Raw genomic sequence first — 16,748 nt, 5'->3', positions numbered from 1 at the left:
TTAGAGCATTGGTGAAATAAAAACTAAAACCATGAAAACGGATAATTACACGAAGGTACTATTAACCATCATCGCCCTGAATTTGACATTCATATCGTTTCAAAATATAAACTTATTCGATAAAGCTTATGCTGAAGGTCCTAATCCGACTTCAACTCAGTTTACTACAGTTCCTGTCAATGAAAATGGAACTATTGATGTTAGGATAGTGGACAGTGAAGAATTAGATGTCAACATAACGGATATTAATACCTCGGATGAACTAAAGGTTCGTCTGGAGGAAGTTGACCGCAGTGCTTTCTTTTATACTACTGTACCTGTTAAGATTAAAGAGTAGTAATGATTAACTTAACGGCATAATTTAATATAATGCCTGAAATCATCGAAAATCACTATGTTCAAAATTATGCGCCCCTGCAAAGATTAAGTGATTATGCAGTGGGGGTTTTTAATGATCTGCCTTCCAGGAAAAGCGTTAAAAAGGCAATAACTAAAAACAGGCTTTTAATCGATGGTGATATTGCAACAACAGGTGTATGGGTAAAGGAAGGAATGGTTATCTCTCTGCTTGAAGAAAATACCCCTACAAGGCCTCAATATTCGATAGATATTCCTGTTGTCTATGAAGATGAATATCTTGCAGTAGTGAATAAACCCGGAGGATTATCCACTAGTGGTAATGTCTTTAAATCTCTTGAAAATGCATTACCTGTTAACCTGAATTGTAATAAGGACTATCTTCCCAGACCTGTCCATCGATTAGATAGTGCAACTTGTGGTCTTGTGATTGTTGCTAAAGATAAAATTACCCGGATAAAACTAGGGGAATTATTAAAATCCAGAGAAGTAAATAAAATATACCATGCTGTAGTAACCGGAACCCCCGATGATTGTGGGAAAATAGAAGAGGGAATCGAAGGTAAGCATGCAGAAACAATTTATGAAAGGATTGGTACATCTAAAGATTCCAGGTTTTCACTCTTAAAATTATCACCACTAACTGGTAGAACACACCAGTTAAGGATCCATTGCTCAAATAGTGGATTTCCGATAGTAGGGGATAAATTATACCATGGATTTGATAGGGGGAAGGGGCTTTTTTTATGTGCTAATAAATTAGAATTTAACCATCCGGTCACTAATGAAAAATTAACGTTAGAGATCGATCTACCCAGGAAATTTACAAAGCTATTCGGATCATAGATATAATATTTTATCTTTATTAGATGAGAGTATTATATTTTGCAGCAATTATTCTTTTTATAAATAATGGTTTCCGTGCTCAATCTAATGTTGAAACTAATCAATTGACTGACTATTCAGCTCTTGAAAATCTATTTATCGAGTGGAGAGAATTTGAAATGCCTCCTTTAAAAAATGGTGCTCCAGATTATAGCAGAAGCACTTTTGATAAAAGGTGGCCTGACTTTCTATTACTTAAGGATAAGTTAATGGCAATTGATACAACTGGATGGTCTGTTTCCCAAAAAGTAGACTGGCATATCGTCTTTGCTGAAATGAATGGATACGATTTCAATTATAACATCCTAAAGCCATGGGTGAGGGATCCTGCCTTTTATAAGACTTTATGGATGGCCAGGAGCGATGTGCCAGCCCATGAGGGGCCTACGCATCATAGAACTACAGAACTATGGTCGTATGAATTCCCTTTGAATAAGGGGGATAAAAAGGGTCTTATTAATGATCTTGAAGTTATCCCCATCCTTAATAAACAAGCAAAAGAAAACTTGACGGGAAATGCAAAAGATTTGTGGATTACAGGAATCAGGGATATAGAAACTCAAATAATAGACCTGCAAAGTATTAAAGAGCTTCCGGGAGTAAAAAATGATAAGAAATTGATAAATGTAATTGAGGAAGCAATTGTATCAACTAAGGATTTTTCTCAATGGTTAAAAGCTGAAGCAGAAAACAAGAACGGACCTTCAGGAATTGGAAAAGAAAATTATACCTGGTATTTACAAAACGTCCACCTTGTTCCCTTAACCTGGGAGGATGAGGTCATGCTTATGAAAAGAGAACTGGCAAGGGCATGGTCTTCACTAAAACTTGAAGAACATCGAAATAGGAGCCTGCCAAAACTTGATGCTGTCAATACTAAAGCTGATTATACTGAACTTGCTCAACGTTCGGCTGAAAGTTTACTAACCTTTTTAGAAGATGACGAGATAGTTACTGTCAAAGAATATTTTAAACCGGCTTTGGAAGCTCAACTTGGTAAATTTGTTCCGGAAGATAAACGTCATTTTTTCTGGATAGGGGCTCATTATGATCCCAGACCACTGTATTCACATTTCTATCATTGGTTTGAACTTGCAAGGATGGATTCAGAGCCTAATGAAAGTATTATTCGGAGAGGTCCGTTACTTTACAATATTTTTGATTCGAGAAATGAAGGTCTGGCTACAGCTGTGGAAGAAATGTTTATGGATGCCGGATTATATGATGATGATCCGAGAGTTAGAGAAATAGTTTATATTATGATCGCCCAGAGAGCTGCCAGGGGATTGGGCTCGTTGTACGCTCATGCAAACATGATGTCAATGGAAGATGCTGGTGGCATCCATACTGAATATACCCCGAGAGGGTGGATGAAAACAGAAAAGGAATTAATGATCTTTGAACAGCATCTTTATATGCGTCAACCGGGATATGGGACAAGCTATATTACCGGTAAATATCTTGCTGAAAAAGCAATGATGGAATATGCCTTGCAACAAGAAATTGGGGGAGAGGACTTTAGATTAAAACAGTTTTTTGATACCCTTAATTCTATTGGGAATATCCCGATGACTCTTGCAGCCTGGGAATTAACAGGAGAAAAAGCTGAATTTTAATAATATAACAGATAATCAATAAGATGAAGCTTAATCCGAACATAAAGTATATCATTGGTTCAGTTTTATCATTGCCACTTTTTCCTTTTCTTATTTTTGATGGATACAAAATCAAGAGGACAATTCCACAACTTCCTGAAGCCAAGGATTTAAACGGTTTTATAGACAGGAATTTTGAAAAGACAATAAATTTAATTGCAATAGGAGAGAGTACAATAGCAGGTGTAGGTTCTAGAAGTAATGCACAAGGATTTACAGGAATATTGGCAAAGGAATTAGCTGAAATTTATCAGTCAAATGTAAACTGGAAAGTATTCGCAAAAAGCGGATATACTGTCAGAGACGTAAATAGAGAATTGATTCCTAAAATAAAAGAAGAAAAAGTAGACATTATAGTTGTTGGGCTTGGTGCAAATGATGCTTTTGAGTTTAATTCACCCTTCAGGTGGAGAAATCAACTACGATTATTAATAAAAAATCTCAGGATTAAATATCCAACAACCCCGATTTACTTTAACAATATGCCACCGATAAAAGAGTTTCCTGCTTTTACCACATCATTAAAATTTACTTTTGGAAATCTTGTTGAAATATTAGGGGACGTATTAAATGATACTGTAAAAGAGTTTGATAACGTATTTTATAATAAAGAGGAAATTAAAATTAGTGAGTGGGAAAGAAAATATAGAAATTATCTTGAAACTGATATTCAGTTTTTTAGTGATGGCGTCCATCCTACAGAATTCACATATAAGATTTTAGCAATTGACATGGCCAATTTTATAGTAAATAAGACAACTAAAATTAGTTAGTGGCATTATTTTTGAAGCCTTAAAAATCTAATTTATTTTCAACTAGTAAATATTGAGTTATGAGATTTTTATTACTACCTGGTTTCATTTTTCTTTTTCTTACAGGTTTATCATCCTGTAGTTTAGAGAATGACTGCCCAACGTGTTTTACTCCTCCCGAGCCATTTAATTTTGAATTAGTCGATAAAGAAACCGGCGAAAATTTATTTTCCAACGGAACGTATGAACTTGACCAAATACAAATTATAAATATCGTGGATGAATCTACTATTGAATATGATTTCATCAGTGAAAATAATATCAATATTATTCAATTAAAATCAATTGGATGGGAAACAGAAATTGTCAATTATCGGTTTGATCATTCCGGTAATGAGCTGTTTAAACTTAAAGTAGATGCGGTAAGAAAAAATGATGATTGTTGTAGCTACACTGAATATAACGAGGTGGTTATTTCTAATGTAGAATATGAATTTGTGGAGGAAACAGGTGTATTCAAAATAAAGATATAATTAAAAAGGTGAGAATATTCTCACCTTTTTTTAATTGAATATTTCTTTCAACCCTTGCCAGAGTTTCATTTTAAGTTCTTTATTAGCTGCAACAGTTTCCAGCTTGTCGCACAACAAGGATTTCACATCACCAACGTCATCCACTTCATATAAGTTTTGGCCTGCAAATGGTCCCTGTAGAAGTTCTTCACTACCAAAACTGATTACTACCTCCTGCGGTTCAATCATAAATAATGAATCAATTTCTGTAGTAAGTGCGATATCTTCCATATTTAAGTTTACCGCACTTATTACCTTGATTAAAAAGGCTTTTTCAGGATCTGATAATTGAGATGCATAAATACTTACAGCCTTTTTATTTCCTCCTTCGTATAGTGCAGGGCTATCAGCCTCCGGAATTTCTGGTGAGGTTTGTTCTGCTTCGACAACAATTTCTTCTGATGAAGCCATACTTTCAACGGATTCCTGAGTTTCTGGTTCAGTAGATTCAACACTTGAACTTTCTTCGGTAATCGAATCATCTGATTCTTCTGGAATATCAGGAACTTTATTTTCACCGGAAGTCAGATGGAAGTCAATATCATCCTCCTTTAAAAAAATAATATCATCAAATACCAGGGGAAGGTGATCATTTTCCTGATTATCCATATTTAATCTTCTTTTAATGGTTCTAAATTTTCAAAAAGAGCCTTCAATTCTGTAGCCTCAGCAGGTTTCATCCGTTTTGCTAAAACCAAACGTAATTGCCTCCTTCTAAGTGCTCCTGCATAATGTTCTTTTTCTTCTTCTGTTTCCGGTACCACTTCCGGAACATCAATAGGACGCCCACTTTGATCAACGGCAACAAAAGTAAAAAAGGCACTATTACAAGTATAACGTTTATTTGCCGGAATATCCTCAGCAGTAACCTCAATAAATACCTCCATGGAAGAACTAAAAGCCCTGGTGACCTGTGCTTTTAGCGAAACGACATTACCTAGCTTTATAGGTTTTCTAAATGAAATATTATCTACTGAAGCAGTAACAACTACCCTGTTAGAATGCTTCTGAGCGGCAATTGCCGATACAATATCCATCCAATGCATTAATCTTCCTCCCATAAGGTTGTTTAATGTATTGGTATCGTTTGGAAGAACCATTTCAGTCATTGTTACTGCTGATTCTTTAGCAAATTTCTGCTTTTTAGCCATTGTGTTTTTTAATTTCCCCAACCGTGTTTTCCTTTTAAAGGTACAAAACTAAATAAATCGTATTCTTTTTTCGAGATTTTGTTCTCTTCAATTTTTTTAACTTTTACCATCTTTTGCCTTTGGTTATCCCCGACAGGAATAACTAAAATACCTCCGACTTTTAATTGTTCTATCAATGGTTTTGGAACAATTGGAGCACCTGCCGTTACAATTATGCGGTCAAAAGGTGCATGCCGGGGCACACCTTGAGAACCATCACCTTGTAAAAATGTTGCATTGTAACCCATTTTTGGTAAAACTTTTCTTGTTTGTTCGTACAGTTTCTTCTGGTATTCAATTGTAATGACTTTAGCTCCTAATTCCAGTAAAATACAAGCCTGGTAGCCACTTCCGGTTCCAATTTCAAGAATTTTGTTCCCGGGCTCAACTTCCAAAAGTTCTGTCTGAAAAGCAACGGTATATGGCTGAGAGATAGTTTGGCCTTCACCAATAGGAAATGCCTTATCCTGGTAAGCGTGTTCGAGTAAAGCCTGGTCGAAAAAATAATGTCTTGGGACATTATTAATTGCTTCGAGTACCCTGGTGTCCCGAATACCCTTGTTTTCAATTTGTTTTACAAGATTTCTTCTTAAACCTTTTGTACGGTAGTTATCTTCAAATACTGCAGCAAACACTTTTCCGGATATTTAGTATTATTGTAAATATTTACAGTAAAGTTAACTCATTAGATATAGTTTTGGATATATGTTCACAGGAATCATAGAAACTCTGGGGAAAGTCATTGAAATTCAGACTGAAGGTTTGAATAAACATTTTGTAGTTGAAAGTGAAATCAGCAATGAGTTAAGTGCTGATGAAAGCGTGAGTCACGACGGTGTTTGTCTTACAGTTACAGATGTTGAAAATGGCACTCACAAGGTGACTGCTGTCAATGAAACATTAAAGAAATCAAATCTTGGTAACTGGAAACCTGGGGATAAGATCAATCTGGAAAGGGCAATGTCTGCTAAAGGTAGATTTGATGGACATGTAGTTCAGGGACATGTCGATCAGAAAGCCGTAGTTTATGAGATTGAAAATGCCGAGGGAAGTACAGTTTTTACTTTTAATCTAAGTGAGCCTTCACCTTTAATGGTAGAAAAAGGATCAGTTACTGTCAATGGAATAAGTCTTACCTGTTTTGATGTGACTACCCAATCTTTTAAGGTTACTATAATTCCTTATACCATGGAGCATACCAATATGGGTAAACTTAATAAAGGCGATGATGTAAATATAGAATTTGATATTATAGGAAAATACGTAAAAAAATTAACAGAATATTACCGCTAACAATATTGAAACATTATATTGTAAAAGCGTTCAACTAGTCGGAAGATTTTTTATTATATGGATTATAGGTGTATGATTGTTGACGATGAGGCTTTATCAAGAGGTATAGCTAAAAATTTCGTCGAAAAAACAAAGGGCTTAACATTAACTCAAGAATGTAGTAGTGCTATCGAAGCAATAAATGTTCTCCAGGAAGATGATGTTGATATACTATTAGTAGATATCAACATGCCGGAAATGACTGGTATGGAGCTCATGAAAAGTCTGGATGAGAATTACCAGGTTATATTGATAACAGGGGATGAGAATTATGCTATCGAGGCATTTGAGAATAGTGCTACAGACTACCTTGTTAAACCAATAGAATACAGTCGTTTTATAAAAGCAATTAATAAGGCTAAAGCTAATATTGATGCTTTTAGACAACGAAATGAACGGTTTGATGAAATTTACGTCAAATCTGATTCGAAGTTGGTCAGGTTACAACTTGAGGAAATTTATTTTATTGAAGCTCTGGCTGACTATGTTATGATCAATACTGCGAATAAGAAATATATTGTTCACAGTACGATGAAGGGATTGATCAACAGGCTACCTCAGAGTATGTTTGTAAGGGTACACCGATCTTATATAGTAAACACCAAGAAAATTGAATCTCTTGAAGATCTCAATATCGTTATTAAAGATAAATATATTCCAGTAGGAGCTAGCTATAAGGAAAGCTTCATGAAAAGATTAAATATATTGAAATAGAAAAAGGCCTGATCTCAGGCCTTTTTATTTATCCAGTCAATATCTTTTTTAAGCAAATCAATAGTTTTTTGCTCGGTTTTATCTGGTTCATATTTATATGGCCACATTGCGTAAGGAGGAAGGCTTGCGAGAATTGATTCTGTCCGACCATCAGTGTCTAAACCAAATTTTGTGCCTTTATCCCAGACCAGGTTAAATTCGACATATCTTCCACGTCTGAGATTTCTCCACTTAATATTATTTTCATTAAAGTTATCCTGATGATGTCTCTCCATCATTTTCTTATAAAAAGGAGCAAACATTCTTCCTACATCCTTTACAAATTGAAAAATCTCTTCCTTTGGCTTATCGTTTAACCGATCAAAGAATATACCTCCCACACCTCTGGTTTCTTTTCTATGCTTTACATAAAAATAGTCATCAGCCCAGGTTTTAAATTTATCATAGTAATCCGGGTCGTGATTATCGCAGATTGCTTTTAATTCAGTATGAAATTCCTTTGCGTCTTCTATATTAACATAATGAGGAGTAAGATCTATTCCACCACCAAACCACCATGTGCCATCACTCATTTCGAAGTATCGCACATTCATATGTATTATTGGCACAAAGGGATTAAAAGGATGTTGAATAGTTGAAACACCAGTTGCATAAAAATCAGCATTTGCAAGATTTAAGGCATCCAGTATTTTCTTTGGTGTTTCGCCATAAACAGCACTGAAGTTTACAGCTCCTTTTTCAATGATATTACCATCAGCTATAATACGTGTCTTACCGCCACCACCACCAGGTCGTTCCCATGCATCTTCAATGAATTTACCTCTTCCATCTGTGTTTTCCAGAATATCACATATTTCGTCCTGTAAAGAGGTGAACCAGTTTGTAATAGAATTTTTATCAACCATACCACAAAGAAACAAAAAAAACAGGTAGAAGAGTTCTACCTGTTTTAAATTTTATTTAACTATCTATTTAATTATTCCATTCTAAATACTATTGGTATAGTGACTTGTTGTCTTACTGTTATTCCTTTATTCCTGGCAGGAATCCAATTTGGTGATTTAGACATTACTCGTATAGTTTCTGCATCACAACCATGACCGAGTCCTTTGAGTACATTTAATTCGCTTAAAGAACCATCTTTTTCAACAATAAAGCTAACATACACTTTTCCTTGAGTTTTGGTTTTAACAGCTTCTTTTGGGTAACTTAAATTTTTTCTCAAAAATTTGCCAAAAGCCTCAGGTCCACCATCGAATTGTGCCTTCTCCTCTGCTGTGATGTGAACAGAATTATCATCTTCAAGTTGAATTGATAAATCAACCGTACCAATTGCAACTTCAATATCTTCTTCTGAATCATTTTCTGATTGCGCAGTTGTTTCTTCCTTATCCTCTGCAGAATTATTTTCTGCTGTCACAGTTGTTTCTTCCTTAACCTCTACAGGGGTAGTTTCAGACTGTTCATCATTTTCCTCCTGTTCCTCGGATTCGTTAACACTAAATGATTCTTCTTCCTTTTCAGATTCGTTTGATGCTGTAACATTTTCATTGACAACAAAAAAATGTTGATCCTGACCAAAGTAGTCTGATTTTAAAATCGAAAGTTCGTTAACCTTTTGCTTGTATTCTTCTTTTTTTTCTTCGCTCGGAGCTTTTAACGATAATAAACGATAAACAAGTTGACCCTTGTCATATAATTCCTCATTTAGTTTTGGGGCATAAAATAACAGCCATTCGAGATGCGGCTTCGATCCAGCCCAGTCCTTGTTAACTAAGGCCTGATTGAATGATTTCCATTCCTTTTTTGCCTGTGCTTCATCTTTACCCCAATTCCAGTTAGATTGGGCCGACAATGAAAAACTAATAAATAGCACTAATGTTCCGATTAAAATTCTTAAAGTCCCCATAAAAAAAATTACTTTAAGGTATATATTAAATTTTTGAAGTTAGTAGTACAGAAATCCTGCCAATCTTCAAAACCTATTACATCACAATATTTACCTGTTTTTATAAAGTTTTCCGATTGTTTATCAAAAATTTCATCGGTTAAAACCTCATATTGTATATGTTTGTCCGGAGAAAAATCATGGTTCCACGGAGTTTTATCAATACAAAAATAGAAGTTTTTATCAGATAGAAAACTTTTTTTGGATTTTATTGCACTTTTCAGATCGTTTAATGGCTTTCCTTTTAGAATTAAGTGGAGACTAATGAATTTTCCCCACCATATCATAGTTCTGATAGTAAAGATATTTTTACGGTCAAAAATTGCAGGATAATCCAGCACGAGATAGGGAAGGCCTTTATAATTATTTCCTTTGGAAACCTTTCTGTGACTAGACGACAAAAATTGAATATTTTGATTAGAAGAGTCATTCAAAATAGCTTCATATTCGTGTTGAATATCATAGAGAAAAACCTCCAGTTTTTTATTTACCTCCTTTGAGAGACGCCAAAATTCAACTTCTTTTAAACATTTTATTTCATTTTCTGATAAATTAAGGCTCATTAATGATGTTGGTCTGGTCTTTGGATTATTTTAATAACCACCTCGTGTTTATCACCATCTTCGTCAGTAAGATGGAGAGTAACTGTTGGATTATCGATCTCGGTATTTTCTGTAATATGAATTTCTTCATCGATACCAATTTCTTTGGCTATCTCATTTTTTAGATTTGAAATAGCTTCAGCAATCTTTACCTCAAGTACGCTTGGATTGTATTTTGATGTTTTCATTGTTCTGGTCGGGTTTAAAAAATGGGAAGGGAATAAATCCCTCCCTGAATAATTTACCATCTGATCAAAGCGGATGCCCATGTAAAACCACTGCCAAATGCAGCAAGACATACCAGATCATTTTCTTTTATTTTACCTTCTTGTTTTGCTTCGCTTAGTGCTATTGGAATAGATGCAGCCGTAGTATTACCATATTTTTGAATATTACTTATGACTTTCTCATCTGATAGCTTCATTGTTTCCTGAACAAATTTTGTGATTCTTAAATTTGCCTGGTGTGGTATAAGTACATCTATATCCTGAGGAGAATATCCATTATGTTTCAAAGCTTCACTGATTACCTCCGGGAATCGCTGTACTGCGTGCTTAAAAACGTAGTTTCCGTTCATAATCGGATAAATCAATCCTCCTGGCTTCATCATATCTTCAGTAAGTCTTTCATGTCCAGAACTACTTGGAGCCACTACGCATAACTCTTTTGCAAATTTGCCTTCTGAATGTAAATGCGTTGAAAGTATTCCTTTTTCGTTATTTTCCGATGGACTTAATACAACAGCACCTGCTCCATCACCAAATATAACTGAAACACTTCTTCCCTCATTGCTAAAATCTAATCCACTACTGTGAATTTCAGAACCGATAACCAGAACATTATTATACATGCCTGTTTTAATGAAATTATCACCAACTGATAAAGCATATATAAATCCTGAACATTGGTTTCTTACATCCAATGCCCCTATGGTATCAATGCCCAGCTCTTCCTGAACAGTAACTCCAGGGCCAGGAAAGAAATAGTCAGGAGATAATGTTGCAAATACTATGAAATCTATATCCGAAGGTTGAAGTCCAGCATCATCCAAAGCCATTCTGGCAGCTTTAACACCCATGTTTGCTGTCGTGTCTATATCGGGGTTATAGTAACGGCGTTCTCTGATGCCGGTTCTTTCTCTGATCCATTCATCAGATGTATCCATTAGTTTTGCAAGATCATCATTGGTTACTACTTTTTCGGGGACGTAGTGACCGACTCCTGCTATTCTTGAGTTTTTCATGTTTATTCTTTTAATGTCAATTTAATTAAAAATTAACTTTCAAATTAATCAAATTAGGGTAAAAAAGCATTTTAATTACCCTTGGTTAAATCCAATAATTTGAAAAATCTAATTAATTATTGAAAAAGAGTATAATTTCCATTCTGATCAACAGGAGGAGCAGGTTCAATTAAGGCAGGGCCATCACTATTTGGGGAATTGATTAAAGGAGCAATTGAATAAAAAGAAAGAAGTTCTTCTTCAGGAGCCTTTAATAAATCAATTAGTTCATCAGTGGTAGAGTCAGGGTCAAGCCAGATTTTTTCCTGGTCTTTATTGAAAATTACAGGCATTGAATTGCTGATCTCTGAAATATCATCATTTGAATTAGTTGTGATTATTCTGAAGGTATGAACCATTTCTCCATTATCAGCCTCATATTCATCCCATATTCCCGCGAATGAAAAAGGTTCATTATCATATCTGATAACCCGGTAAGGAATCTGACTTTTTTTTCCGAGTTTCTTCCATTCGTAATATCCATCTGCGGGAATGATGCATCTTCTTTCGGATAAAGCTTTTTTAAAACTGAATTTTTCAGTCAGGTCTTTATCTGAAGCAGAATATAATTTATGGCTAACAGATTTATTCTTAGCCATGTCTGGTGTGATTCCCCAATAAAACCAACTGATACCTTTTTCTTTCCCGGAAGTTATAACAGGCATGAGTTTAGTGGGCGCAACATTGTATGCTGCTAATAAGTCTTTTTTAAACTCTACATTAAACCTAACTTCAAGTTTTTCTTTCTTTGATATCAGTGAATATCTACCGCTCATTAAGAATTTTTTTTGTATAATTCAAAACTATTAATTTAACATCCAAAATCAAATCCGAAATGGGCAATTATTTCAAGTTATTGTGCTTTTTATTTTTAACTCAACCCTATTTTCTTTTAGCACAAGAACCCATACTGGAGCAGCATAAACCGGGTCAGAAGTGGCAAGCTGAAAATCGGGGTAATATTACTTATGTATTTCCTTCGGCACATAGTCAAACACTAAAAAGAAGCTTTTTAGTTTTAGATTCTTTAAAGTCAAGTATTTATACAGGGATCGGCCACAAGCCAAGGCATATTCGGTTAATTTATAATAATCAAACTATGGTAAGTAATGGTTTTGTGACTTTCTTTCCATGGCGATCAGAAATTCAAACACCTCCATCTCAGGATTTTTCTCTTAGTGGTAATGCCCCCTGGTTAAATATGGTGTCAATCCATGAGTATCGCCACGTAGTTCAATTGGATGCCATTAATAAAGGGTTTAACAAGTTTTTATATGTTTTATTTGGTGACCAGGTTCTTGCTGGTATCCGGACCATTTCAATTCCAGACTGGTTTACAGAAGGGGATGCCGTTTTTATTGAAACTATGCTTACCCCGGGTGGAAGAGGGAGATTACCTGCTTTTTATCAGCCATGGTTATTAAACCTTAAAGAGCTCGGAGATAAATATTACGAAAAACAATATCTTGGTTCATATAAACACAATATTCCAAATCATTATGTTTTTGGGTATCTGATGTCTGCATATCTATATTCAAACTACGATTATGAAACTGTCGGATCTACTATGGTCAATTCAGGCACAAATTGGTTTTTTCCTTTTTCATATGGCCTGGCATTAAAAAAGAAAACGGGAAAAAACTTATATCAGAATTATGAAGAAATGTCGTCTTACTATAAATCTCTGATTCCTGAAGAAAATGCAGTTGAAGGTTTAGTGTTTAAAAATAATATTAAACGTTATACCAATTATGATTATCCTAAATATTATAATAACGGAATTTTATCAGTAAGAAATGGCATCGGTGATATTTCCCAGGTAGTGTTTACCAGAAATGATAAAACCAGAAAGGTTAAGACAGCAGGTCTGATTTATCAAAATAATCAAACCTCATTGGCCGGTGATAAGCTTGCATGGGTAGAATATCTACCTGGGAGAAGATGGCAAAAAGTGACCAATACGCAGGTAAGAATTCTCGATATCGAATCGGGAAGGACAAAAAGGATCATGAAAAGAGAGGGTGTAACCAATTTTTTATTTTCCAATACGAGAGATAGAAGCCTGACATTACATTATTTTCATGATCAGGGACAGGTACTGAAAGTTCATGATTTGCAAAAAGAAAAAGTATTATTTGAAATAGAATCTGATCTGGATCAGCAGTGGATATCTCCATTCTGGGTGAATGAAAATCGCATTGGTTTTTTTGAACAGAATGGAAATCAATATGTTCTGGTGATAATTAATATAACAAATGGATTTCGAAAGGAATTAAATGTAGGTAATGGAACCCCAGGACCTGCTCAAAGTTACAAAGGTCATATCTTTTTTTCTTATCCTATAGATAATATTGATCACATCATTGCGATTAATAGAGCAAATGGAGAGATCAGGCAAATAACAAATGCCGGGCACGGGAATTATTTTCCTTATATAGAGGATGGTCAAATGATTTATAATGTTCTCACAGCAGCAGGAAGAAATGTTGCCCAAAAGAATGTAAACAATTTAGATCAGTTTCCTGTAATTGAGCTTACTCCAATAAAACCCTTTGGTTTAAATGATTTTGATAGTCAACTTCAACAAAAAAATTCCTTTACAGAATCGGATAGAAAAAATGAGACAAAGAATAAATCTCCAGGAGCTTTAATGCCTTTTGCCTGGGGTGTTGAGGTTTTAAATGACGACCTGGATATGTCCATTGGTCTTAGAGCAAGAGATGCCCTAATGAGGTATTCTGTAACAGGAGGGTACAGAATTTCTTCTGATTTGGACGAAAGAGGTTGGTTTTCCCGATTCAGTTACCAGTCATTGCCTGTTATTCTCGATTTCGAATATGAAAATCTCCAAAGAAACCTTGATAGAACAATTGAAGGGAGTACTGTCAATTTTAACTGGAATGAAGAAATTATTTCTGCCGGATTAAGATTGCCATTGAATTTTACCAGCGGGAAATATTTTAATAATTTCTTGTTAGGAGCTTCATTTAATCAGGCCATTATTGAAAATTATAATCAAGATATCAGGTTTTTAGATCAATTAAGTAATGGGACATTTCAATTTACAGATCTGACATTAAGGTTTAGCCATATTTTAAAAACCTCACACAGAGATTTTTTACCTCGTTGGGGTTTTCAGGTAAATGCAGGTAACAGAATCAGTTTGGATGACGATGACTTTTCGGCCTCTCAGGTTTATGGTTGGGGAGATATATTTCTGCCTGGATTCTTTAAGCACCATAGTTTTAAATTAAGGGGATCCGGATACTGGCAGCAGCTAACGGGAGAAAGTTTATATATTTTTAGTAACCGAGTTCCTTTAGTGAGAGGGTATTCTAATAGATTATTTGGTAATTATGGAATGTTTTCGTTGGAATATAGTCTACCATTGTGGTATCCTGATATAAAAATAGGTCCCTTTATTTACTTCAAACGATTTCGTGGAAGTATATATTACGACAGGGGAAAGGGTGTAAACAATGAGAATAATTTCGTTATGAATCAGGAAAGTTATGGTGGAATTATTAAAACAGACCTGAATATTATGAGGTTAAGAAGAGATATAGTTATTGGAGTGGATATTAATTACAGACCTGATACCAAAAATGTGTCATATAACTTAGTTTTGAATACATTTGTATTTTAATGGTTAGATTTAAATAAAATCAGTAAAAAATTACTTGTTGAGATATTGAAACATTATTTTTGGGTCTGAGTTCAAACTTAGCTCCCTGTAAAATAAAATAAATTATGGCTGAAGTTATTAAAATGCCAAAGATGAGCGATACCATGGAAGAGGGTGTTATTGCTCAATGGTTGGTAAAAAAAGGTGATAAAGTAGAATCTGGCGATATCCTTGCAGAGGTTGAGACTGACAAGGCAACTATGGAATTGGAATCATATGAAGATGGTACAATACTATATCTTGCCGCTGATGAAAAAGATGCTGTACCTGTGAATGGTATCATCGCAATAATCGGAGAAGAAGGGGAAGATATTGATGATTTACTTAAAGAAGTAGAAAACGAAGATGGAGGCTCCTCTGATTCAGAAGATAAATCTGATGATGATTCCGGAGATAAAAAGGATAAAGAAGAAAAAGAGGATAAAGAAGAAGACTCTGATTCTTCTGATGAAGATATTGATACTTCAGATATCAATGCAGAGATCATTCGTATGCCAAAGATGAGTGATACAATGCAAGAGGGTACTATTGCTTCATGGAATAAGAAAGTTGGTGACAAAGTAGAGTCTGGAGATATATTAGCTGAAGTAGAAACGGACAAAGCTACTATGGAGCTAGAAGCATATGAAGATGGTACTTTGCTTTACATCGGTGTTGAAGAAGGAGATTCTGTAGAGATAGATGGCGTTATTGCTGTAATTGGTGAAGAAGGTGCTGATTATGAAAAGCTGTTGAAAGCTTCAAAGCAAAAATCGGGAGATAAGAAAGAAGAAAAAAAGGAAGAGAAAAAAGAAGAGTCAAAATCAGAATCATCAGATAAGAAAGAAGAGAAGTCTGAAAGTAAAAAAGAAACATCTGGTACTCCTTCACCTCAAAGAACATCAGATACTAGAACTGAAGGTGGTAGATTGAAAGCTTCTCCACTTGCTAAAAAATTAGCTGAAGATAAAGGATATGATATCCGCACCATAAAGGGTAGTGGTGAAGGTGGACGTATTGTAAAACGCGATGTGGAAAATCATACTCCACAACAAGCTGCTGCGTCTAAAGCTTCAACACCAATGCCTGCTTCTGTAGGTGAAGAGAGCTTTGAGGAACAAAAGGTTTCTCAAATGAGAAAAACAATTGCCAAGAGGCTTGCTGAAAGTAAATTTACTTCACCGCACTTCTATTTAACCATGGAAATCAACATGGATAAAGCAATAGAAGCAAGGAAAAGCCTGAATGAGATTTCTCCTGTTAAGATTTCATTCAACGATATGGTAATCAAAGCATGTGCAGCTGCATTGAAACAACATCCACAGGTGAATTCTTCATGGCTGGGAGATACCATAAGAATAAATCATCATATTCACGTGGGTATGGCTGTTGCAGTTGATGAAGGTTTGCTTGTACCTGTAATCAGGTTTACTGATAACAAGACATTATCACAAATCGCAGCAGAAACTAAAGATCTGGGAGGAAAAGCTAAGAATAAACAACTTCAGCCAGCAGACTGGGAAGGAAATACATTCACAGTATCAAATCTCGGAATGTTTGGAATTGAAGAATTCACTGCAATTATAAATCCACCTGATGCATGTATTTTAGCTGTTGGAGGAATCAAACAAACTCCGATTGTAAAAGATGGTGAGATAGTGCCAGGTAATGTGATGAAAGTAACGCTTTCTTGCGATCACAGAGTAGTTGATGGTGCAGTTGGATCAGCATTCCTGCAAACTCTTAAGAGCTTGCTTGAAGATCCTGTCAGAATTCTTGTTTAAGAAAATAACGA

At 35.1% G+C, this 16,748-nt stretch carries 18 protein-coding genes; 9 read left to right on the top strand and 9 right to left on the bottom strand.

What is annotated here, in order from left to right; translation table 11 throughout:
- Positions 1-31: 31 nt before the first annotated feature.
- Genes OO013_RS00490 through OO013_RS00470 form a run of 5 tightly spaced genes read left to right on the top strand, consistent with a single transcriptional unit; the run spans position 32 to position 4,182 of the window.
- Positions 32-337: a hypothetical protein gene (locus OO013_RS00490; protein ID WP_266054554.1), complete on the top strand. Its 306-nt coding sequence runs from the start codon at positions 32-34 to the stop codon at positions 335-337.
- A gap of 32 nt (positions 338-369) precedes the next feature.
- The gene (locus OO013_RS00485; protein ID WP_266054553.1) at positions 370-1,203 is read left to right on the top strand and encodes an RluA family pseudouridine synthase; all 834 of its coding nucleotides are present in this window, start codon (positions 370-372) and stop codon (positions 1,201-1,203) included.
- Positions 1,204-1,226: 23 nt separating this feature from the next.
- Positions 1,227-2,858: a DUF885 domain-containing protein gene (locus OO013_RS00480; RefSeq protein WP_266054552.1), complete on the top strand. Its 1,632-nt coding sequence runs from the start codon at positions 1,227-1,229 to the stop codon at positions 2,856-2,858.
- A 23-nt stretch (positions 2,859-2,881) separates the two neighbouring features.
- A complete protein-coding gene (locus tag OO013_RS00475) occupies positions 2,882-3,670 on the top strand; it encodes an SGNH/GDSL hydrolase family protein (RefSeq protein ID WP_266054551.1) in 789 nt (262 codons plus the stop codon).
- 59 nt (positions 3,671-3,729) lie between these two features.
- Positions 3,730-4,182 carry a hypothetical protein gene (locus OO013_RS00470; RefSeq protein WP_266054550.1) on the top strand — a complete coding sequence of 151 codons (453 nt, stop codon included), beginning with the start codon at positions 3,730-3,732 and terminating at the stop codon, positions 4,180-4,182.
- Positions 4,183-4,212: 30 nt separating this feature from the next.
- On the opposite strand, the gene OO013_RS00465 is transcribed toward OO013_RS00470, so the two are convergent.
- From OO013_RS00465 to OO013_RS00455, 3 genes are read right to left on the bottom strand one after another with little or no spacing between them, the layout of a single operon-like run.
- Positions 4,213-4,830 (bottom strand): hypothetical protein, encoded by a 618-nt coding sequence (locus OO013_RS00465; protein WP_266054549.1) that lies wholly within the window; start codon positions 4,828-4,830, stop codon positions 4,213-4,215.
- 2 nt (positions 4,831-4,832) lie between these two features.
- Positions 4,833-5,372, bottom strand: a complete 540-nt coding sequence (locus tag OO013_RS00460) for an acyl-CoA thioesterase (RefSeq protein ID WP_266054548.1) — start codon at positions 5,370-5,372, stop codon at positions 4,833-4,835.
- Positions 5,373-5,380: 8 nt separating this feature from the next.
- Positions 5,381-6,046, bottom strand: coding sequence for a protein-L-isoaspartate(D-aspartate) O-methyltransferase (locus OO013_RS00455; RefSeq protein ID WP_266054547.1), 666 nt, complete (start codon positions 6,044-6,046; stop codon positions 5,381-5,383).
- 70 nt (positions 6,047-6,116) lie between these two features.
- Between OO013_RS00455 and OO013_RS00450 the strand changes: the two genes are divergently transcribed.
- Positions 6,117-6,704, top strand: a complete 588-nt coding sequence (locus OO013_RS00450) for a riboflavin synthase (RefSeq protein ID WP_266054546.1) — start codon at positions 6,117-6,119, stop codon at positions 6,702-6,704.
- 57 nt (positions 6,705-6,761) lie between these two features.
- Positions 6,762-7,457 carry a LytR/AlgR family response regulator transcription factor gene (locus tag OO013_RS00445; RefSeq protein ID WP_266054545.1) on the top strand — a complete coding sequence of 232 codons (696 nt, stop codon included), beginning with the start codon at positions 6,762-6,764 and terminating at the stop codon, positions 7,455-7,457.
- Between the two features lie 14 nt (positions 7,458-7,471).
- Here the strand turns inward: OO013_RS00445 and hemF are convergent, their stop codons facing one another.
- The 6 genes from hemF to OO013_RS00415 all read right to left on the bottom strand — a co-directional run bounded on the left by hemF (position 7,472) and on the right by OO013_RS00415 (position 12,065).
- The gene (gene hemF / locus OO013_RS00440; protein ID WP_266054543.1) at positions 7,472-8,362 is read right to left on the bottom strand and encodes an oxygen-dependent coproporphyrinogen oxidase; all 891 of its coding nucleotides are present in this window, start codon (positions 8,360-8,362) and stop codon (positions 7,472-7,474) included.
- A 71-nt stretch (positions 8,363-8,433) separates the two neighbouring features.
- Entirely contained in the window at positions 8,434-9,366 is a 933-nt protein-coding gene (locus OO013_RS00435; protein ID WP_266054542.1) for an energy transducer TonB, read from the bottom strand.
- 8 nt (positions 9,367-9,374) lie between these two features.
- On the bottom strand, positions 9,375-9,968 hold the full coding sequence (locus OO013_RS00430) for a hypothetical protein (protein ID WP_266054540.1): 594 nt from the start codon (positions 9,966-9,968) through the stop codon (positions 9,375-9,377).
- Positions 9,968-10,195 (bottom strand): hypothetical protein, encoded by a 228-nt coding sequence (locus tag OO013_RS00425; RefSeq protein WP_266054539.1) that lies wholly within the window; start codon positions 10,193-10,195, stop codon positions 9,968-9,970. The genes OO013_RS00430 and OO013_RS00425 overlap by 1 nt, the downstream gene beginning before the upstream one ends.
- Positions 10,196-10,248: 53 nt before the next feature.
- The gene (locus OO013_RS00420) at positions 10,249-11,250 is read right to left on the bottom strand and encodes a 3-oxoacyl-ACP synthase III family protein (protein ID WP_266054538.1); all 1,002 of its coding nucleotides are present in this window, start codon (positions 11,248-11,250) and stop codon (positions 10,249-10,251) included.
- A gap of 116 nt (positions 11,251-11,366) precedes the next feature.
- Positions 11,367-12,065: an SOS response-associated peptidase gene (locus tag OO013_RS00415; protein ID WP_266054537.1), complete on the bottom strand. Its 699-nt coding sequence runs from the start codon at positions 12,063-12,065 to the stop codon at positions 11,367-11,369.
- 59 nt (positions 12,066-12,124) lie between these two features.
- Here OO013_RS00415 and OO013_RS00410 point away from each other — a divergent pair, with 59 nt between their 5' ends.
- Complete coding sequence (locus OO013_RS00410; protein ID WP_266054536.1) at positions 12,125-14,935, top strand: BamA/TamA family outer membrane protein; 2,811 nt, start codon at positions 12,125-12,127, stop codon at positions 14,933-14,935.
- Between the two features lie 104 nt (positions 14,936-15,039).
- Complete coding sequence (locus tag OO013_RS00405) at positions 15,040-16,737, top strand: pyruvate dehydrogenase complex dihydrolipoamide acetyltransferase (protein WP_266054535.1); 1,698 nt, start codon at positions 15,040-15,042, stop codon at positions 16,735-16,737.
- The last annotated feature ends 11 nt before the right edge of the window (positions 16,738-16,748 follow it).

Source organism: Mangrovivirga halotolerans (assembly GCF_026241165.1).
GTDB classification, from domain to species: domain Bacteria; phylum Bacteroidota; class Bacteroidia; order Cytophagales; family Cyclobacteriaceae; genus Mangrovivirga; species Mangrovivirga halotolerans.
This window is presented reverse-complemented; position numbering and strand designations above follow the sequence as displayed.